The sequence below is a fragment of the Rhodoglobus sp. G.S.23 genome (assembly GCF_056675935.1).
In genome coordinates this window covers 777,120-796,286 of record NZ_CM155237.1, presented here as the reverse complement: position 1 = coordinate 796,286, position 19,167 = coordinate 777,120, and the positions used below count along the sequence as shown (strand labels likewise).

Below are 19,167 nucleotides of genomic sequence, written 5' to 3'. Positions count from 1 at the left end.
GATAATCGCGCCCTCTCATTACTGCCCTAAACCCTGACGCAAATAATCGTTCGTAAACACGCGACCGGGATCGAGCCGGTCACGAATCGTCAGGAACTCATTGAAACCCGGATACACGTCCCGCAACGACTCGGCATGCCGGTTATGAAGCTTTCCCCAGTGTGGCCGACCATCATGCGCCACCATAATCGCCTCAACCTCACGGAAATATTCTGTGGGATCTTCGCGCCAATACCGGTGAACCGCGACATATCCGGTGGCGCGCCCGGACGCGGTCGACAGCAGCAGAGAGTCCGCAGCCGCCGAACGCACCTCGATCGGGAAGGAAACTTTCCACCGCCTGTCAGTGATCAATTTTTGGATGGCGCGAACGGCATCCGAAACAGCATCGATGGGGAGGGCATATTCCATTTCGCGAAAGCGCACGGTGCGATCGGTGACGAAGACACTGCTCGACACGTCGGTGAATTCGCGATTGCCCGAGAGCTTCACCGCAAGACGATTGATGGGCGGGATGATCGCGGGCGCGCGGCGACCCGCGGCACAGATGGCGCGGAAGACGCCATTGGCCATGAACTCGTCATCGAACCAACTCGAGAACTTGGTGAGCGGATGCCGCGGCGCATCCCCGGCGAGGCGCGTGTTGCTCTTGGTGAGTGCCGTATCCGTGTGCGGCCACACGTAGAACTCAAAGTGATCGGTTTCGGCGCTGCGTTGTAGCCACTCCTGCAGGACGGTGTCAGCGGGTTCTGGCCGCTCAATGGCATGCAAGAGAAAGGTGGGAACGCATTCGATCGTGACATCAACGAGGATGCCGAGGGCACCGAGTCCCAGCGCTACCGCCGGGAGAAGTTCGGCGTTCTCTGTCGCGCTGATGCGCAGCACTTCGCCCGCCGCCGTGACGAGGGTGACGCCGCGCACTTGGGTGGCGATGCCGCCGAATCTTGCGCCGGTGCCGTGGGTCCCGGTCGAGATTGCACCCGCAATGGTCTGGCGGTCGATGTCGCCCATGTTGGTCAGCGCGAGACCGAGGGGTTCGAGCAGCCCGGGCAGCTGGTACAGGTTGGTGCCGGCCCCGAGAGTGACGTGGGTGCCCTCTACCGCGATCAGACCCTCGAGAGCACTGAGATCGAGGTGCACGCCGTCAGTTGCGGCAATTGACGTGAAACTGTGGCCTGCACCCCATGCTTTGACGGTGAGGCCGTGGTCGCGCGCGAAGTTGACGGTTGCAGCGACCTCCTCGACGCAGGCCGGTTGTGCCAGGAACTCGGGGTGCGCGCTCTCTGAGCGCCCCCAATTGCGCCACTCCGTTCCCGGGCCAAGAGCCGGGGGAAGAGCCGGAGTCTGCGCGGTCGCGCTCACAGAAACGCCTTGCCTTCGCCACGATACGTCGGCACAGTCTCGATAATGCGGCCGTCCTCGACCACGGCAAACTCATTCAGGTGCTCCGACAGCTCGCCCGCTTTGGTGTGCCGAAACCAGACACGGTCTCCGATGTTGAGCGCTTCAGCGCCGGGACCAGTGAGTGGTGACTGCACCTCGCCCGCGCCCTCGCGCGGTAAATACTTGAGGCCAACGGGCCAGGTTGGCTGGGGCATCCGATCGGGGCTGGGATCGCCGGAAGCAATCCAACCGCCACCGTGAACTGTGGCGATGTGGGGCGAAAATTTGCGGTCGACGGAGAGCGCGAACGCGGCAGCCGGGGCCGGAGTGAAGTGGCTGTACTGGTCGAAAAGGTGCGGTCCGAACAGCCCGCTGCCGGCCGCCAGTTCCGTCACAGACGGATCGTTGGCTGTGGATTCGAGCGAGCCTGTTCCCCCGCCGTTCACGAACTCAAGCTCAGCGATCTCGCGCACCGAAGCCACAATTTCGCCACGGCGCTCGCGCAGCTCCGTCGCCGAAGAGCGCTGCACAGCATCGAGCACACGACCATAGACCGGCTTGCCCGGCGGACGATTGCCCACCCCCGCAATCTGCGCCTCATAGGCCATCACGCCAACAAGAGTAAAGCCATCACGATCAACGACCGTGCTTGCCAAAGTGCGCGCCTGAGCCGCTGAATGCACCGGCGAGCGGTGCGCACCAACATGCCCGAGCAGAGGCGAATGCCACGACGCATCCACATCAATGCAGACCCGGATCGTTTCGCGGTGTTGGGGCGAGAGCACCGAATCAACAAAGTCGAGGTGCTCGACCGAATCAATCATGATCGTGACACGTTCGGCGAGCGCCGGGCTGGTTCCGAGCGCGGCAATCGCAGCGCGGTCCACCGAGGGATAGCCGACCACCACATCATCAATCGAGTCAGCAAGCCAGAGCGCCTCGGCAAGGGTATAGGCGAGAATACCGCGGTAGTCATCGAGGGCGAGTACAGCATCCATTACTTCGCGAACCCGAATTGACTTGCTCGCAACCCGAATGGGGAGACCGGATGCCCGCCTCACGAGATCGGCGGCATTGTGCGAGAGCGCATCGAGCGAAAGCACCCCATAGGGAGTGTCGAGGGCTGCAGTGGCTTCGCTGAGTTGCTGCCAGTACTGCTCGGGAGTGTGCCAGGGGCTTGCGGGGGTGCTGAGCAGCTTCACAAAGTTCCTTCGGGTGCACGGCGATGAGCATCGAAACGCTGGTGAGCCCGGGTGCGGCTTCAGCGCCTTGGTTGCTCAACTTTCTCAGAACGCGGTGTCAAGCACAACGATGGCGACCCATTGCTGAGCCGCACCACGGCGAACCTCTACGCGCCAAGTTGCCCGACCGCGTGGGCAATCACGAGCGCCAACATGATGAACGCGCCCAACGATTGAACGAGCAATAACAGCTTGACGCGTGGAGACAAGGGCACTGCCGCTCCCGGGCTGAACGCCATCGAGCCGATCGCTGACTCATAGAGGTAGTCAGTGAAAGATGGGGTCCAGCCAATTACTGCAGATGATCGACCCTTCACTTCGTCGATGGCATCGTGGTCTTCATCCTGAGCAAACCGGAAGTCGGCCAGAGGAAGTTCGGACCGATCACTGGTGTGACGTGTTACCGGGCCGCCCCGATCCAGTTCCCAGTACACGAGCGCAAACGCAATCATGTTCGTGAGCCACACCTGCGTCGCGGCCAACAGCATCGATGGGCCATCTTTGCTCCCCGTAGTGATGAGAACGACCACAACGAAGACGAGAGCAGCCACGTTAGCGATTGCCAGCACAAGAGCGAGACCGACCGAAAGTGCACGTGACCACGACGTCTGCTTGACGAGACGCACCGGATTGAGTGCAATCACCGGAATCAGCATCACAAGTCCGAGAGCGACAACGAGGATCCGAACCGACAGCGGCATGATCGCGGTGGGGAGAAGCGCATAGCTTGCTAAGACAACGAGCACTCCCGCTGCGGCCGGCCACCGATGTTCGCCGCGTGCGTGCCGCTTGATGAGCTTGTCTTGCTGAGCATCAACATCAGCTTCGTCGTGGGATTTCTTGGGCACAGCTCATTATTGCTCTCGTCTTGACGAATTGCGTGTGGTGACTTTAGGTAAAGGCATGACTTTTGCAAACGTAGGAACTCTTGGTGTGAAACCTGGCCACCGCGACGAGGTTGTGGCGATTCTCACGCGCCGCAGCACCGACCTCGATGGGGCCGGATGCCTCAGCTATGAGGTTGGCGTGAGCGACGAGCATCCCGACACTGTGTTCGTTTCTGAGCTCTGGGAATCGGCCGAGGCCCACCAGCTCTCGCTTCAGCTAGCGAGCGTGCAGGCCGCGATCAAGGAAGCAATGCCGCTGCTCAACGGCCAGCTGGGCGGCAACCGTTTCGAGGTCGTCGGGTCGCCGCTGCGCGACTAGTGCTTGCGATGGGTTTCACGGGTGAAACCGGGAAGCCCGGCGTTCTTGCGCATGATGCGCCAGATTAGCCACGCGAGAAGACCGATTATCGGAAACAGGATGAGGGCGGCAATCCAGAGTGCGGTCATCCACGGAAAAGCGGTGGGATCTCGCACGGTGACCACGATCGCCCAAATCGTAACGATATAGAACGCGATCAACGCGAGTACTAATACGAGCTGTAGACCGTTGAATTCAGCCATGATGTTCCTCCTTGGCGAAACCCTGATGCTGGCTTTGCCCTGAGAGTACTCCCGCCGTGGCGACTATGCCATGCGACGCTCAGGGAAAAGCCACCGCACGAGCAAATAGCCGAGAGCAGCCCCCACGAGTTGGGCCGCGATAAAGCCGGGAGCGGACGTGGGCGCGATTCCCGCAAAAGTGTCGCTGAACATGCGGCCGATGGTGATGGCGGGGTTGGCGAAACTGGTGGAGCTCGTGAAGAAATAGGCACCGCCGATGTACGTTCCAACAGCGATGGGAGCCAAGCTTGCGCGACCGGTGCGCACGAGGGCGAAGATCACGACGATGAGTCCGGCGGTTGCTACGACCTCGCTGAGAAAGTGTCCCGGAGTGAGGCGCACGGTGGTGCTGAACGTGACGGCGGACTGCCCGAACATGAGGTTGGCGAGAATAGCGCCGCCGATGCATCCGACAATTTGGGTGGGAATGTAGAAGGCGGTGTCGCGCCACGAGCGCAGCCCGCTGAGCGAGTCGACGATCGAGACGACCGGGTTGAAGTGGGCGCCGCTGACGGTCATGAAGACGAGGATGAGCACGCCAAGACCGAATGCGGTGGCGAGAGCATTCTCGAGAAGTTGTAGGCCAGTGTCGCCCGGTGACAGCTGTTGGGCGGCAATACCGGAACCGATGACGACGGCGGCAAGGCCGGCGCTGCCCACAAATTCTGCGGTGAGGCGGCGGGCGAGGGCAAGGCTGCGGGGCGCGGTCATTCCGCGATCATACCTAAACATTGATAACTGTCTATGAATCCGTCTCTGACGTTTAGACTGCTGTCTATGTCAGCGACCGGATCCAGTTCGACCGAGCGTGCAATCGCCGAGCGAATCGCTCACAGCATGCGGGCGATCGCCGACCCGACACGAGTGCAGATCTTGCGCCTGCTGATGGATACTCCGGATGGCCGTCGTGGGGTCACCGATCTCGCCGCCCGTCTCGGACTCACGCAGCCAACCGTGAGCCACCATGTGCGCATCATGGCCAACGATGGCATCCTGCAGAGCGTCCAAGAGGGGCGCCAGGTCTGGTATTCACTCGTACAGTCTCGCCTGAGTGACGTCTTTGATTTTGTGCAACGCTCGCCCGCCGATGCGTCCGCCGCCACCGTTGATTCCCCCGTGCTCGCCCGAATCTCCGACGATCTCGCCCTCCGCTTTGCTGGTGTCTTCTCGCGCGAAACAATCGCCGAATACGTGGCGAGTAGCTATGAACTTTTGCGCCGGGGTTCCCCGCGCGATCGCCATTTGTCGTCGCACACCTCACGATTCGCCGCCGATCGCTTGGGCTCCCTTGCTGATGCGAATGCCGCTGCGGTAACGAATAACGCAGCGGTGACGGATGCCGCAGCATCCGATTCCCCCACCAGCGTGCTGTTCGTGTGCGTGCAGAATGCGGGTCGCTCACAATTGGCGTCCGCGATTTTGCGCGCTCTTGCCGGAGACCGCGTGCGTGTCTTGACTGCCGGCTCGCAGCCCACCGAAACCATTAACCCCAAGATTGTGGCGGCTCTCGACGAGATTGGCGTTTCGATCGATGGCGAGTATCCGAAACCTCTCACTGATGAGGTTGTGCGGGGTGCGGACGTCGTAGTCACGATGGGCTGTGGCGATGCGTGCCCGATTTACTCTGGCCGCCGCTACCTCGATTGGGAGCTTCCCGACCCTGCCGACATGGCGATGGATGGCGTGCGTGCCGTGCGCGATGACATCGATCGTCGGGTGCGTGAACTCTTGCAGTCGCTGCCCCGGTGAACGCTGAGTGAACTAGTTGCTCGCGCCGGGGCCACCCCTCGCGCAATCCATAGACAATCATCTATGCTTTAGAAATGACCACCGAGACTGCCACCGCCGCTTCCGAGATCCGCAAGCCTGTTGTACTTTTTGTCTGCATACATAACGCTGGGCGTTCGCAAATGGCCGCCGGCTACATGACCGCCCTGTCGAACGGCGCCGTCGAGGTGCGCTCGGGCGGTTCTGAGCCCGGCAACGAGATCAACCCGACCGCAATCTTGGCGATGGCAGAAGAAGGCATCGACATCTCGCAGGCGGTTCCCCAACTCATGACAACAGACCAGGTTCAAGCCTCGGATGTTGTCATCACGATGGGCTGCGGTGACGTCTGCCCGATCTTCCCCGGCAAGCGCTACGAGGACTGGGAGCTCGTCGACCCTCGCGGCAAGGGCCTCGATGAAGTGCGCCCGATTCGCGATGACATCAAGGCGCGCATCCAGAAGCTTCTCGCGGAGATTCTGCCCGCCTAAGTGAATCCAGATCTAACGCATGAAGGCGGCCGCAATGCGACCGCCTTCATGCGTTAAGCGTTCACTTACCTGCCGATTGCACGGCCAGCGAACGCGATTAAACACTGTGCCCCGACAGGGACTCGAACCCTGACTGTGATGATTTTAAGTCATCTGCCTCTGCCAATTGGGCTATCGGGGCACGCCCCACGCAGTGCGTGGGGCTCAGCAAATACTACTTGGGGCGTGAGGCGAATTCTTCGAATGCGCGGCGCGGTTCTACGCGTGCCTCGATCGAAATGGTGTCGCGACCCCAGAAGAAGTTCGTGATCCAGTTGCTGAAGACACGAGCCTTACGCTCGAACATCGGCATCGCCATGCCGTGGTATCCGCGGTGCATGAACCACGCCGGGAAGCCCTTGACCGCGATTTTGCCGGACTGGAAGACACCGTGGTAGAGGCCGAGACCGGCAACTGCACCCTGGTTCTTGTGGAAGTAGTCCTTGGTGCCTTCGCCACGAAGCGAGGCGACGATGTTCTTGGCCATGAGCTTGGCCTGGCGAACAGCGTGCTGAGCGTTCGGAACGCAGAAGCCGCCAACGCCACCACCGGTGAGGTCAGGAACAGCACACACATCGCCAGCACCCCAAGCACCCTCGACAACGCCGTCGTCGTTGATAACACGGAGGTCGGCCTGCACGCGGATGCGTCCACGCTCTTCAATGGGGAGATCAGTGCTCCGCACAACCGGGTTGGCCATCACGCCAGCAGTCCACACGATGGTGTCTGACTCGAAGCTTTCGCCCGTCGACAACTCAACGACGCCGCCGACAGCAGACTTCAGCTGGGTGTCGAGGTGAATCTTGGCTCCACGCTCGTCAAGGTTCTTGATAACCCACTTGCTGGTCTCCAACGAAACCTCGGGCATGATGCGGCCCATGGCTTCGATGAGGTGGAAGTGAGTGTCTTCGAAGTTGAGGCTCGGGTAGAGCGGCAGCAGCGATGACGCCAGGCTCCGCATTTCGCCGAAGGCTTCAATACCGGCGAAGCCGCCACCGACAACAACGAACGTCAGCAGACGGTCGCGCTCAGGACCAGCTGGCAGGTTCGATGCCTTGTCGAAGTTGGTGAGAAGACGGTCACGAACAGCAACAGCCTCTTCAATCGTCTTCATGCCAATTGCTTCGTCAGCAACACCCGGAATCGGGAACGTGCGCGACACAGCACCGGCGGTGACGACGACGAGGTCGTAATCCATCTCCCACGAGTCACCAACCTCTGGCTGAATCGTTGCCGTCTTTGTGGCGTGGTTGATTCCGGAGACCTTCGCCGTGACGACCTTGGTGGTCTTCAGGTGGCGACGGTGAGGAACAACCGCGTGGCGAGGCTCGATGGAGCCTGCAGCAACCTCAGGCAAGAAAGGCTGGTAGGTCATGTAAGGAAGAGGGTCAACCATGGTGACCTCTGCTTCACCGCGACGCAGCCACTTTTCGAGCTTACGAGCAGTGTAAAAACCGGCGTAGCCGCCGCCGACAATCAAGATTTTTGGCACGAGTCAGAGTCTCCTAAAAGGGGCAAGTTCGCCACCAAACCTACTCTGTCTCGCGCGTACTCCTAAACCGACGCCAGAACGCAAGGCCCCAGACAGCGAAAATTGTCAGAAAAATGCCATAAACAGCAAGTGGTACCCCCACATTGCGAAGCATGCTCACTGTTGGGAGCAGTGTTCCGAGCGGGCTAACCGGGCCAGCGGCATCCGGAACACCATCAGTTTCGGGCGCTGGGGCGGGGGTAGAACTCGAGCTCGGAAGCGGCACAGGGATCGACTCTGCACGACGATAAATAGTGATCCACTCGGCCAGGCTGCCCATGGGATTCGCATTGACCAACGGCACGGAAGCCTTCACAGCAGCTTCAGCATCTATCAGCCCGAAACCGTAGATCGCATCGGTGCCAGGCGCACCAGTGTCATGCGCGGTCTTCACAATGCGATTGATGACGTTGGCAGCATCAAGTTCAGGATGCGCGGCTCGCACAAGCGCCACGATGCCCGCCACGATCGGAGTTGCCCCACTGGTTCCGTTCCACAGCACGTGCGAACCGCCAGGAGCAACACCCACGAGATCTTCACTTGGCGCCGCAACACCAATGGTGATGCCCTGAGTGGAAGCGTTGAAGCTCGCCACACCGTTCACGTCGACACCGGCGACCGTCAGAACACCCGGCATCGTGGCCGGGGCGCCAACCGACGTTGTTCCACTGCCACGGTTTCCCGCCGCCGCCACAACGACAACATTGTTATCCATGGCGTAGAGGAATGCGCTGTCCCAGCTCAGAGGCCAATCCAAGGTTTCGCGAGTGAGCGACAGGTTGATGACATCCGCGCCCTGATCAACGGCGTAACGCACGGCTTGAGCAATCTGGTCATCCGAACTGATCGGTCCACCAGTGAAGCCTATCGAGATCGCCAAAATATTGGCTTCGGGTGCAGCGCCAAGCACACCGGAATCGGTGCCTGTGCCACGACCGGCAGCCAGCGACGCCACGAGAGTGCCATGGGCGGGGTTCTCGTCACCGACCGGAGTCTGCCCATTGGGCGATCCCTTGCCAGAAAAATCTGTTCCGCCGGTAACCGCACCGACAAGCTCTTGCACACTGCCATCGACGCCGGTGTCGATCACGGCGATAGTTACCCCGGCACCCTTGGTGACTTGCCACGCAGCCTCGATGCCGTACTCCTGCAGCCAGTACTCCTGATCACGAACCGCATCCGCGTAGGCAGGCGTAGCAACCAGCAGCGAGGCCACACTCGCCATCAGAACTGCGCCAGCCGCCCACCGCTTCATGGGCCGCTCTCCCCCGCCGCGTTCGCTGAAGCAACATTGGCAGAGTCGGCGTCGGCCTCGGCGACTGAATAGTCGGGGCACTGGCATACCGTCGGGGTCCACGACGCACGCTCAAGGGCGATGTCGCCAATGGGGTTCACTCCGGGGCCGGCGGCGAGCGAATGCCCGACCAAGGCGTGCAAGCACTTGACTCGAGTGGGCATGCCGCCAGCAGAAACACCGGCAAGCTCTGCAACGACCTCGATGCCATCGCGATCAGCAATGTAGGCGTCATGCGCTGCTTGATATTGCTCAGCGATTTCGCCCTCAAGCATTGCTGCAAGTTCTGGCATGTGCCCTTCGGCTTCCAGCGTCGACACGGATGCCGTCGCCGCCGGGTGGCACAGGTAATAGATGGTGGGAAACGGCGTTCCATCGCTCAAGCGCGGCTTGGTCGAAACCACGGTTGGCGCGCCACACACGCAGCGGGCGGCAATGCCGATCACGTCACGGGCGGGGCGACCTAGTTGGAGCGACACAATGCGCACATCTTCATCGCTGACGGTGTCAAACGGTGGGGTGGTCATTGCGTTGGTCCTTCAATCACGGGGGCGGTCAGCTTGTCTGGCGCATCTTCAGTGAGACCAGCAGTGTAGATGGATGACACGAGAGTCGTCACCCAATCAATTTTGGTGGTCTGGATGCTCGTGCTCACGGGCACGCCGTCGTTGGTGGTTACATCGGCGGCGTCGCCGGTAACCAGGTAGCTCACTTCGCCGGGATAGACGTAGTACAGCCGGTCACGGGCTTGCGACTCGATGTAGGCGCGATCGTTCCATCTGGCGGCATTCTCGGTGAGGTCGTCAACAGATTCTTGGGCCTCATCCACTTCTGTCTGCAACTGCGCGATGGTTTGCTGTTGTTCGATCAGGATGCGCAGGTTGGGCGCAAGAACGATCACGGCGAGTATGAGCAAACCGAGCATGAGCACGGTGAAGCCCGAGAAGCGGATCGTGCGCAACCAGTGTTCTGGCGCGCTCTCCTCGGGCAGCGTCACCGCTACCTTTTTTGCTCGTACTCGCCTAGCCATGCGTTCGATGCTAGACGACGCTGACGGGCGCTAGCCGACGAACCGCGGGAACGCGGAACGGCCGGCGTAAACTGCGGCATCGCCGAGCTCTTCTTCGATGCGCAGAAGCTGGTTGTACTTAGCTACGCGCTCGGATCGAGCCGGTGCACCAGTCTTGATCTGACCGGTGTTGAGCGCGACAGCGAGGTCAGCAATGGTGGTGTCTTCTGTCTCACCGGAACGGTGCGACATGACGGCCGTGTAGCCGCTGCGCTGTGCGAGAGAAACAGCGTCGAGGGTTTCGGTGAGCGAACCGATCTGGTTCACCTTCACGAGGATCGAATTCGCCGTTGCGAGCTCGATTCCCTTAGCGAGACGCTTGGGGTTGGTGACGAACAGGTCGTCTCCGACGATCTGAGTCTTGGCACCGATCTCGGTGGTGAGCTGAGCCCAGCCCTCCCAGTCATCTTCGTCAAGCGGGTCTTCGATCGATACGAGCGGGTACGCAGCAACGAGTTCCGCGTAGTACGCGCTCATGTCGCCTGCCGACTTCGAGGTTCCTTCAAAGGTGTAAACACCATCTTTGTAGAACTCGGTGGCGGCAACGTCAAGACCAACAGCAATGTCCTTGCCAGGCGTGAAGCCGGCCTTCTCGATGGCTTCCATGAGCAGGTCAAGAGCCGCGCGGTTGCTGGAGAGGTCGGGGGCGAAGCCACCCTCGTCTCCGAGGCCGGTGCTGAGGCCCTTGCTCTTGAGCAAGCCCTTGAGCACGTGGTAGGTCTCTACGCCCCAACGGAGGCCCTCGCTGAAGGTGTCTGCACCGTGCGGGAGGATCATGAACTCTTGAATGTCGACGTTGCTGTCGGCGTGCGATCCACCGTTAATGACGTTCATCATCGGCACGGGAAGCACGTGGGCGTTTGGTCCGCCGAGGTAGCGGAAGAGGGGAAGGTCTGCAGAATCCGCAGCAGCCTTGGCAACAGCAAGCGAGACACCGAGGATCGCGTTGGCGCCCAGGTTCTTCTTGTTCTCGGTGCCATCAACGGCAATGAGCTCAGCATCAACGAGACGCTGGTCGGAGGCGTCGAGGCCTTCAATGGCGGGGCCGAGGTCGTCGATTACGGCGTCAACAGCTTTCTGCACACCCTTGCCGAGGTAACGGTCTTTGTCACCGTCGCGAAGCTCGTAAGCCTCAAACGCACCGGTGGATGCTCCCGAAGGAACTGCGGCGCGAGAAACCACACCGTCGTCGAGCAAAACTTCGACCTCAACGGTCGGGTTGCCCCGAGAGTCAAGAATTTCACGGGCGCCAACTGCTTCGATCAAGGCCACAGGGGATCTCCTTCAAGAAAGATTGTTTGGACTAGTAGTGGTGGATGTCCGGGGGAAAGCCTACTCCGAGCCAGCGATCGATGCCGACTCAGCAGGTAACTCTGAGTCTCGCGGTGCTGGAGCGCGAAACTGTCCTGTCGCCAACAAAACGATGACAAGGACCAGAGGAACGAGCCATCCAGTCCAACCCAAAATTGTTGCCTCGAGCGGGCTAAATACCTCGCCAGCCATGACAAACACCAACGAGAACCCTGCCGCCGCGTTAAAGGCGCCATGCGCGAGAGCTGCTGGCCACACAGACTCTGAGCGGATGCGCAGCCACGAGAACACCGCACCGATCACGATTGTCATGCCAACCATCGCGCTGAGCGCGAGCCACCCAGGCGCGTCGCCGTAGTTGTAGCCGAGCAGGATGAGGGGTGCGTGCCATAAGCCCCAAATAACACCCGAAATCAGAATCGCGGGCACAGCGCCCAATGTCAGCAGTTTGGGCAATAACCAGCCGCGCCATCCCAGCTCCTCGCCGAGCGCCGGAATCACGTTGATTACCGAACCAATGAGCACATTGATGAACTGTGCTGCGACAAGGAGAGCAATCGGCACGGGAAGCGGATCTTGCCCGAGAGCCTCGAGTTGGGCATCCACTGTCTCTTGGAAGCCCGAGAAGTTGACGAAGTCTGCCGGGTAGACGCCGAAGACCACACCGACGAGCAGCGCTGCGAGGATCAGCGCCGGAGGAACAACCAGTGCCACTGCCAAATACTTCAGAAAGCGCCCGACCGGTCGAACCGAGCCCAACCCGAGCGCACGGCGTCGCGAGCGACCGTCGGGGTGTTTTTCGACGAAGAAAACAACGACAAGAGCAGCGATAGCTGGCGTGAACATTATCGCCAACGCAAAGACAATAAAGATTGGACTCTCGAGGCCATCGCCGAACCACAGTGGCAGAGCAATAATCCACGACAGCCCGAAACTCAGCCCTAAGAAAATGGCAATCGGAGCGATCTTGCGCATCACAGCTTCCCCTCGACGTCGAAGTGCCGTTGCCTGCTAGCTACTGCGCGACGAGCGGCTTGAATTCAAGGCTAGCAACCGTTCCAGAATCCGCGCGGACGGCAGCGAAACTGGTGAAGCCGGCTTCGCGCAACTGTTCAAGCAATTGCGGCAGTTTTCGAGGGCGGACCTCGAGTCGCACGCGCTTACCCTCACGAATCAATTCGGCCTGCAAACGAACGAGCGTAGCCGGATCAACATCGGTGTCATAGACGAGAGCAATCTGGTCATCGCTAGCCGCATCATCCAACTCAACAAGATCGACAAGGCGCTCGAAACCGAGCGAGAAACCGACAGCGGGCACGTCGCTGCCCAAGAAACGACCGATCATTCCGTCGTAGCGACCTCCGCCCCCCAGCGAGTATCCGAGTGACGGGTGAGCCACCTCGAAGATCGCTCCCGTGTAATAGCCCATTCCTCGAACCAACCACGGATCGAACTCAATGAGCGCGCCAGAATCACCACGGCCAGCCTCTACCGCGTGGCCGATTGTTGCGAGCTCGGCGATCACTGTTTCATTCACGCCGGCGGGAAGTGCCGCCCGGATGGCGTCCGCCGTGAACTCAGGCTTCGATTCCGACTGCGGGCGCTGCAAGAATTCGGCGAGCGCGGCGACAGGGGCGTCAGGGAACGCACGCTCACGCAACTCGGCGACCACTCCATCCGGCCCTAACTTGTCGAGCTTGTCGACAGTGATGAGCACAGCTTCGTGCTCCTTGGCCGGAAATCCGAGCACGCTGAGCGCACTCGTGAGAAGGCGGCGGTCGTTGACTCGGATCGTGCACCCGGCAATGCCGAGGGCATCGAGCGTTGCCGCCGTGGCAGTGATCAGCTCGATCTCTGCACTCGCGCCAGGCTCGCCCATGATGTCGATGTCGCACTGCACGAACTGGCGGTAGCGGCCCTTCTGTGGCCGCTCCGCTCGCCAGACCGGCGCGATCTGAATTGCGCGGAACACCTTCGGCAGTTCGGCACGGTGGCTGGCATAAAACCGGGCGAGCGGCACGGTGAGGTCGAAGCGCAACCCCAAATCGGCAAGATCGAGCGCTTCGGATGCCGCCTGCAGCTTGTCTGCTGTGAGCCCCCGCTTCATGACGGCGAAGGCGAGCTTCTCGTTGTCTCCGCCCAAACCGGCGTGGAGCCGTGAACTGTCTTCCATCACGGGAGTTTCGATCTCGTCGAAACCGTGGGCTCGGTAGCTGCCACGAATCACACCGAGTACCCGCTCACGGCGAGCTTTATCTGCGGGAAGGAAGTCGCGCATGCCGCGAGGAGGATTAACAGTTGACGCCATGATTTCTATTCTCTCGCACGCGGCGAGGTTTCGTGGCTAGCGCGCGACTTCGCCGATTAGCGCTTCAACTCTTTGCCGATGGTGGCGCACCGCAGTCTCAAAGACGGCGGCGGATGCATCAATGTCCTCATTGAGCACGAGATCGAATTGCACCCCGTGGAAGGTGTTGATGAGCAACCGCGACTCGATTTCGGCGTGCTGGCGGTCAACGCCGAGCGCCACCAGCGCCCTGGTGCCGAGTTCAACCCACTGCATGAAGTAGTTGCGTGTGATGGAAAAATCGTCGCGATCGACGGCTTCGAACAGCCCTGCTTCGAATTCGAGACGTTGGCGATGCAAATTTTCTGGCAATTGGGTCCACTGCCAAGAAAGATACAGGCTAGAAAAGTACTCTTCTAGCGTGCTTGCGGGCAGAGCAGATGCTTCTTCGGGGGTGACCCCGCGGGCATTAGCGCGAACGATCTCACGAATCAGTTCAGTTCGAGTGCCGAAATGGTAAACGAGCGTGAAAGTGCTCACGTCGAGAGCTTTCGCTAGAGAACGAAAAGTGAGACTAGACAGCGGCTTATCAACAAGAAAATAGAGTGCCTGTTGGATCAACGCTGGCTTGCGAGTCGGGTCGGGTGTGCGAGCCATGGTTATTAACATAACGGTTGTTTGCTTATCAAGTCGGCAACGGTTATGATTTCTCCTTGTGCCACCTGACTGTTAGTGACACCACAACTACTTGAATACCCCTCACCAGGGGCTTCTCCAACGCTGGATCGGTAGGCCGGGTAATCCCACCGATCCGCTAGCGCGCGATGCCTTCAATTAGATGATCGACGTGCGATCACATGTCTCATCTATTGGCATTGCGCCGGTGCCCTCTCTATTCGGGTTAGGGAGGGCACCACCCTTTTAATCTTCGTTTGACTCCAGCTCGTGCGCCTGAATCTCGTTACTCAAACCACGCACTGCCGTGCGCAACGCTCGCTCTGAATCGAGACCGTTGGCTTTGGCGGACGCAACAATCGCCAGCAATAGCGGACCAAGTTCGTCTTCTTCTGTGACGTTGATCGCGCCAGGAACCGTGGCATCCAGTAGTCCAACTTTGTGCGCGCGACCCAGCATCTTGTCTGCGAGAGCCAGCGCTGGCATTGCCATCGGGATGCCATCGACCGCGCTCGTGCGGTGCGGTTTTTCAGTCTTCTTGAGGTCATCCCACACAGCAATGACGTCGTCGGCAGTTTCTGCGGTTGTGTCGCCGAAAACGTGCGGATGACGACCAACCATTTTGGCGGTCATGTTCGCGGCAACATCTTCGAGCGTGAAACGCCCTTCTTCGGCAGCAATATCCGAATGGAAGAGAACCTGATAGAGCACATCCCCGAGCTCTTCCACCATGTCAGTCGGCTCGCCAGCCTCAATGGCTTCAACAAGTTCGTAGGTCTCTTCAACCAGATATTGAACGAGCGACTCGTGGGTTTGCTCGCGATCCCAGGCACAACCGCCCGGCGCCCGAAGCCTTTCCATGGTGCCGATCAGTTTTTCGAGTTCAGGGTGCGTGGTCGCAGGCTCGGTCATGCACCCATCTTCGCACTCTAGAAAATAAGCGAAGATCACGTACTGCTTGTGGGCATGTCCTGTCTTCGGCGACCTGCATGCGGCCGCACTATGGATTCCGTGGTTAAAGCGAACAAGCGATCTCTCCCCGCTACCGCTGCCACCCCTCAGCGATCAGCGGCTGGCCGATTGACCGGCGCAGTCATTCGCCTTTTCCGACCTCTGCTCAAAGTGAATCTGCTGGGCTACCGGATAGAAATCGCCAACGCCCTCTTTCCCGATGGCCCGGCTGCTGGCGAGGTCGCTGGTCCTGATCCGGTTCGGTTGCTCTTTATCGGCGATATCGCTGTTTCTAGTTACAACCTGCGGAATCATGGTCTCGGGCTTGCCTCACAAACGGCTCGCTATGTTGCACGAGACCACGGCATCGGATGCTCGTGGACGACGATCTCGGACACCGAGCTAACGATGACTCGCGCAGCCCGAGCGCTCGAGTCTGAGGCTCTGGACGTCGATGCCGTGATCGTCGTTGTTGGTCCACCCGATGTTTTGTTGGGAACTACCAGCGCCGAGTGGTCTCGCAGTCTGAAACAGATCACTGAGGCTGTACGTAACAGCACGAACCCTGACTGCCCGGTGATCGTCGCCGCAATCCCCCCTATGCACCGTTTTCGCGCTATGCCCATCTTCGTTCAGCGCATCCTCTCGCTGCAGGTCCAGCGACTCAACCGCGCCTCGGTCGCTGTGGCATCTTCACAGACCACATTGATCTACTCTCCTTTTCCCAGTCTCTCGGCACCCGGAGTGTTCATCGAAGATGCGTTCAATTGGCGCACCGTTCACAACCATTGGGGAAAGCAACTCGGTGCAGTGACGTCACGGGCGTTGAAGCCGGGCACGGCGCGCTCCTAGGTCTCATGCGAGAATCGTCGAGTGTTAGTCACGCGCAAACTTCTCAACAAGCTCGGCTTCACGACCGCAGCGGCCTTCACCGTCATCCTGGCAATCTCGGGGTGCACTGTTTCCTCAACGACCGTTACGCCCGCACCGGTCTCTACAAGTTCTGCCCCAGCGATTCCTTCCAACGCTTTCGCGGCGACCGTCAACTATGTGCACGATGGTGACACGCTTTACCTCGATGATGGAAGCACCGAACTCAAGGTGCGACTGATCGGAATTGACACCCCAGAGCTTGACAGCAAGCAAAACCCTGACGCGGGAGAATGCTACGGCGAAGAGGCCAGGGAGCTGCTCAGAGACTTTCTTCCCGAAGGCACTCCCGTGTGGGCGTCAGAAGATCGCGAACCGGAAGATCGTTACGGGCGCTCGCTGCTCTACGTCTATCTCGACGATGGAACCTTCGTGAATCTTGCCATGATCGAATTGGGGGCCGCCCAAGCACTCAAGGTGGGGCTCAATGACCGCTATTGGCCCGAGCTTCGCGCTGCCGAAGACGATGCGCGCTCGGCGGGACTCGGCATGTGGGGTCGTTGCTAGCGGTCGATTTCCCACTAGATTGGTCTGACCACTCACCACTGGGAGACTACTTGTGATTTGCATCGAAGCAATCAACTTGCACGTTACGGCCATCAAAACGCGGATTCCCTTTCGCTATGGAATCGCCGAGATGACCGCAGCCCCGCACGTGGTTGTCGAGGTGATCATCCGCTCCGATTCGCAGACCGCTCGCGGCCTCGCCTCAGAACACCTCCCTCCGAAGTGGTTCACCAAAGACCCCGACTCGCTCTTCGTTGATGACGTTGACGACCTCGTCGTCGCCATCGAGAGCGCTGCGGCACTCGCTCGAGGCACCGAAGCCGAAACATTGTTCGAGCTGTGGTGGTCGCTCCACCAACGCCACACGACCTGGGCCGCCGAGCACGACGTGCCGGGGCTCGTCGCCGGTCTCGGCACAAGCCTGATTGAGCGGGCCCTTATCGATGCAACCTGCCGCCTGCTTGATTTGCCGTTTTCCCGCGCGATCCACACCGAGACGTTCGGAATCGAGATCGGCCGCATTCACCCCGAGCTAGCCGGGCGTACTCTGGCAGAGTTCGTGCCCGCCGAACCCGCAGCAACGATGGCAATTCGTCACACCGTTGGGCTCTCGGATCCTCTCAGCGATGATGAAGTTCAGGATGATCCTGCCGACGGGTTGCCCGTCAGCCTGGTCGCCGTGCTCAAACATCACGGGGCAAAGTACCTGAAGATCAAGACGGCCGGCAACGCCAGCAACGATATTCCTCGCCTCAAGCGAATCGCCGCGCTCTGCGCCGAACTCGATATTGACGCGCAATGGACAATTGATGGCAACGAATCAATGCGCACGGCATCCGAGTTGCGGGCCTGGCTCGACGCCCTCACCGCTGATGCCGAAGTGGATAGCCTGCTGAGCGCAAAGCTCATTGCCATCGAGCAACCAATCCACCGTTCGCATGCTCTCGACGAGTCGAGCCGAGCTGACCTTCAGCATGTCGGCACGCGCTTTCTTGTCATCATTGACGAGTCGGACGACGCGCTCGACACCGTTCGACGCGCGATGGACCTTGGTTACGCTGGCGGCACCTACAAGGGCTGCAAAGGCGTCATCCGTGGTCTTGCCAACGCTGCGTTAGTGAACTCTCGCGCCCGACTGGATGCCTCAGGCCGGCCGTCAACGATCCTTACCGCCGAGGACCTCTCGACAGTGGCTCCACTCACCCTCAATCAAGATCTTGCCGTCGCTGCCACGATCGGGCTCACCCATATCGAGCGCAACGGTCATCACTACTGGGGAAAGGCAGCGCCCCTGACTGCGAGCATCGACCGCGAACTCACCTCTGCCCACCCCGACTCCTTCGCGCGCACTGGCGACGGGCCGGCCAGGCTCACCATCACTAACGGCGAAGTGCAGCTCGACACCATTCTGGCCGCGCCCTTTGGCTTGGCGCTCAACCTAGATGTGAGCACCCTTGAGCCGCTCACCGTTGAGACCGCGCGAAGGATTGCTGGTGCCTAAAACTCCGGGCGATCGTGCCAGCTTTACTGTTCTGCCCATTGCGAATGGGCAGGTCTATAACAGCGTTCTGCAACGACTCGTCACCCACCTAGAGACGCTGGAATCCGGCGACCGGTTGCCGTCGGAGCGTGCTCTTTCTGAGGAGTTTTCGGTGAGCCGCGTCTCGCTCCGCGAGGCACTGCGCTCGCTTGAGAGCATGGGGCGAATCGAGATCCGGCGAAACTCTGGCAGCTTCGTGCGCGAGCCCCTGTCCAATCCGATGACGGATTACCTTCGCCGCGTCACTCCGTCAGGAGAAGCATCGCTCAATCAACTCGTCGATGTGCGTGCCGCTCTTGAGGATCGCGTCGTACTGTTGGCCGGCAGCGAACCACGAGATTACAGCGCGGTTCGCAGCCATCTCGCCGAGGTCGAATCTGAGATCACTGACGCCGCGCCTTCAGGCAGCCTCGATGTGCGTTTTGAGGCTCTGCTTGCGCGTTTGACCCAGAATCGGCTGCTTATTGAGTTTCAGCGCACGACGCATGAGTTGTGGATCGAAACGTGGGCGAGTTGTGGGCGAGCCCCCGGCGACCGCTCTGCGCTTCTGGTCGAACACCGAGAAATCTTGGATGCTCTTGAGGCTGGCGACACTGCGCTGGCTCGCGTGCGCATGGCTGCTCACGTAGACCGCAACGCGCTCTAGCGCTGAGGCAGTAAGCGC

Annotated in this window: 21 protein-coding genes and 1 tRNA gene; 7 read left to right on the top strand and 15 right to left on the bottom strand. The window is 60.2% G+C overall.

Annotated features, from left to right (window positions below; all coding sequences use genetic code 11):
* Nucleotides 1-18: 18 nt before the first annotated feature.
* The 3 genes from AC1ENN_RS03815 to AC1ENN_RS03805 form a co-directional block, all read right to left on the bottom strand.
* Nucleotides 19-1,362, bottom strand: a complete 1,344-nt coding sequence (locus tag AC1ENN_RS03815) for a D-arabinono-1,4-lactone oxidase (protein ID WP_480406711.1) — start codon at nt 1,360-1,362, stop codon at nt 19-21.
* Nucleotides 1,359-2,585, bottom strand: coding sequence for an amino acid deaminase/aldolase (locus tag AC1ENN_RS03810; protein ID WP_480406710.1), 1,227 nt, complete (start codon nt 2,583-2,585; stop codon nt 1,359-1,361). Before AC1ENN_RS03810 ends, AC1ENN_RS03815 begins: the two co-directional genes overlap by 4 nt.
* A gap of 146 nt (nt 2,586-2,731) precedes the next feature.
* Nucleotides 2,732-3,472, bottom strand: a complete 741-nt coding sequence (locus AC1ENN_RS03805) for a hypothetical protein (RefSeq protein WP_480391856.1) — start codon at nt 3,470-3,472, stop codon at nt 2,732-2,734.
* A gap of 55 nt (nt 3,473-3,527) precedes the next feature.
* Here AC1ENN_RS03805 and AC1ENN_RS03800 point away from each other — a divergent pair, with 55 nt between their 5' ends.
* The gene (locus AC1ENN_RS03800; RefSeq protein ID WP_480391855.1) at nt 3,528-3,830 is read left to right on the top strand and encodes a putative quinol monooxygenase; all 303 of its coding nucleotides are present in this window, start codon (nt 3,528-3,530) and stop codon (nt 3,828-3,830) included.
* Here AC1ENN_RS03800 and AC1ENN_RS03795 read toward each other — a convergent pair.
* Entirely contained in the window at nt 3,827-4,072 is a 246-nt protein-coding gene (locus tag AC1ENN_RS03795) for a PLDc N-terminal domain-containing protein (protein ID WP_480391854.1), read from the bottom strand. The two genes, AC1ENN_RS03800 and AC1ENN_RS03795, sit on opposite strands and share 4 nt — an antisense overlap.
* Nucleotides 4,073-4,135: 63 nt before the next feature.
* Nucleotides 4,136-4,822 carry an aquaporin gene (locus AC1ENN_RS03790; RefSeq protein WP_480391853.1) on the bottom strand — a complete coding sequence of 229 codons (687 nt, stop codon included), beginning with the start codon at nt 4,820-4,822 and terminating at the stop codon, nt 4,136-4,138.
* Between the two features lie 66 nt (nt 4,823-4,888).
* Here AC1ENN_RS03790 and AC1ENN_RS03785 point away from each other — a divergent pair, with 66 nt between their 5' ends.
* Nucleotides 4,889-5,860, top strand: coding sequence for a metalloregulator ArsR/SmtB family transcription factor (locus AC1ENN_RS03785; RefSeq protein ID WP_480406709.1), 972 nt, complete (start codon nt 4,889-4,891; stop codon nt 5,858-5,860).
* A 74-nt stretch (nt 5,861-5,934) separates the two neighbouring features.
* The gene (locus AC1ENN_RS03780) at nt 5,935-6,369 is read left to right on the top strand and encodes an arsenate reductase ArsC (RefSeq protein WP_449648708.1); all 435 of its coding nucleotides are present in this window, start codon (nt 5,935-5,937) and stop codon (nt 6,367-6,369) included.
* A 107-nt stretch (nt 6,370-6,476) separates the two neighbouring features.
* On the opposite strand, the gene AC1ENN_RS03775 is transcribed toward AC1ENN_RS03780, so the two are convergent.
* The 10 genes from AC1ENN_RS03775 to mazG form a co-directional block, all read right to left on the bottom strand.
* Nucleotides 6,477-6,550 (bottom strand) — tRNA-Leu (locus tag AC1ENN_RS03775).
* A gap of 33 nt (nt 6,551-6,583) precedes the next feature.
* Nucleotides 6,584-7,900 (bottom strand): NAD(P)/FAD-dependent oxidoreductase, encoded by a 1,317-nt coding sequence (locus AC1ENN_RS03770; RefSeq protein WP_449648709.1) that lies wholly within the window; start codon nt 7,898-7,900, stop codon nt 6,584-6,586.
* A gap of 40 nt (nt 7,901-7,940) precedes the next feature.
* Nucleotides 7,941-9,194, bottom strand: a complete 1,254-nt coding sequence (locus AC1ENN_RS03765) for a S8 family serine peptidase (RefSeq protein WP_449648710.1) — start codon at nt 9,192-9,194, stop codon at nt 7,941-7,943.
* Nucleotides 9,191-9,760, bottom strand: a complete 570-nt coding sequence (locus AC1ENN_RS03760; RefSeq protein WP_480391851.1) for a DUF501 domain-containing protein — start codon at nt 9,758-9,760, stop codon at nt 9,191-9,193. The genes AC1ENN_RS03765 and AC1ENN_RS03760 overlap by 4 nt, the downstream gene beginning before the upstream one ends.
* Nucleotides 9,757-10,263 carry an FtsB family cell division protein gene (locus AC1ENN_RS03755; RefSeq protein ID WP_449648712.1) on the bottom strand — a complete coding sequence of 169 codons (507 nt, stop codon included), beginning with the start codon at nt 10,261-10,263 and terminating at the stop codon, nt 9,757-9,759. The genes AC1ENN_RS03760 and AC1ENN_RS03755 overlap by 4 nt, the downstream gene beginning before the upstream one ends.
* Before the next feature lie 30 nt (nt 10,264-10,293).
* On the bottom strand, nt 10,294-11,574 hold the full coding sequence (gene eno, locus AC1ENN_RS03750; protein ID WP_449648713.1) for a phosphopyruvate hydratase: 1,281 nt from the start codon (nt 11,572-11,574) through the stop codon (nt 10,294-10,296).
* A 60-nt stretch (nt 11,575-11,634) separates the two neighbouring features.
* A complete protein-coding gene (locus AC1ENN_RS03745; protein WP_480392155.1) occupies nt 11,635-12,588 on the bottom strand; it encodes a CPBP family intramembrane glutamic endopeptidase in 954 nt (317 codons plus the stop codon).
* 40 nt (nt 12,589-12,628) lie between these two features.
* Entirely contained in the window at nt 12,629-13,921 is a 1,293-nt protein-coding gene (hisS, locus tag AC1ENN_RS03740; protein WP_480391850.1) for a histidine--tRNA ligase, read from the bottom strand.
* A gap of 36 nt (nt 13,922-13,957) precedes the next feature.
* The gene (locus tag AC1ENN_RS03735; protein ID WP_480391849.1) at nt 13,958-14,557 is read right to left on the bottom strand and encodes a TetR/AcrR family transcriptional regulator; all 600 of its coding nucleotides are present in this window, start codon (nt 14,555-14,557) and stop codon (nt 13,958-13,960) included.
* Between the two features lie 264 nt (nt 14,558-14,821).
* Nucleotides 14,822-15,487, bottom strand: a complete 666-nt coding sequence (gene mazG / locus AC1ENN_RS03730) for a nucleoside triphosphate pyrophosphohydrolase (RefSeq protein ID WP_449648716.1) — start codon at nt 15,485-15,487, stop codon at nt 14,822-14,824.
* A 90-nt stretch (nt 15,488-15,577) separates the two neighbouring features.
* Here mazG and AC1ENN_RS03725 point away from each other — a divergent pair, with 90 nt between their 5' ends.
* From AC1ENN_RS03725 to AC1ENN_RS03710, 4 genes are read left to right on the top strand one after another with little or no spacing between them, the layout of a single operon-like run.
* Nucleotides 15,578-16,378, top strand: coding sequence for an SGNH/GDSL hydrolase family protein (locus AC1ENN_RS03725; RefSeq protein WP_480406708.1), 801 nt, complete (start codon nt 15,578-15,580; stop codon nt 16,376-16,378).
* Between the two features lie 21 nt (nt 16,379-16,399).
* On the top strand, nt 16,400-16,963 hold the full coding sequence (locus AC1ENN_RS03720; RefSeq protein ID WP_449648718.1) for a thermonuclease family protein: 564 nt from the start codon (nt 16,400-16,402) through the stop codon (nt 16,961-16,963).
* Between the two features lie 52 nt (nt 16,964-17,015).
* Entirely contained in the window at nt 17,016-18,464 is a 1,449-nt protein-coding gene (locus AC1ENN_RS03715; RefSeq protein ID WP_480391847.1) for an enolase-like domain-containing protein, read from the top strand.
* Nucleotides 18,457-19,149, top strand: a complete 693-nt coding sequence (locus AC1ENN_RS03710) for a FadR/GntR family transcriptional regulator (RefSeq protein ID WP_480391846.1) — start codon at nt 18,457-18,459, stop codon at nt 19,147-19,149. The genes AC1ENN_RS03715 and AC1ENN_RS03710 overlap by 8 nt, the downstream gene beginning before the upstream one ends.
* Nucleotides 19,150-19,167: the final 18 nt, after the last annotated feature.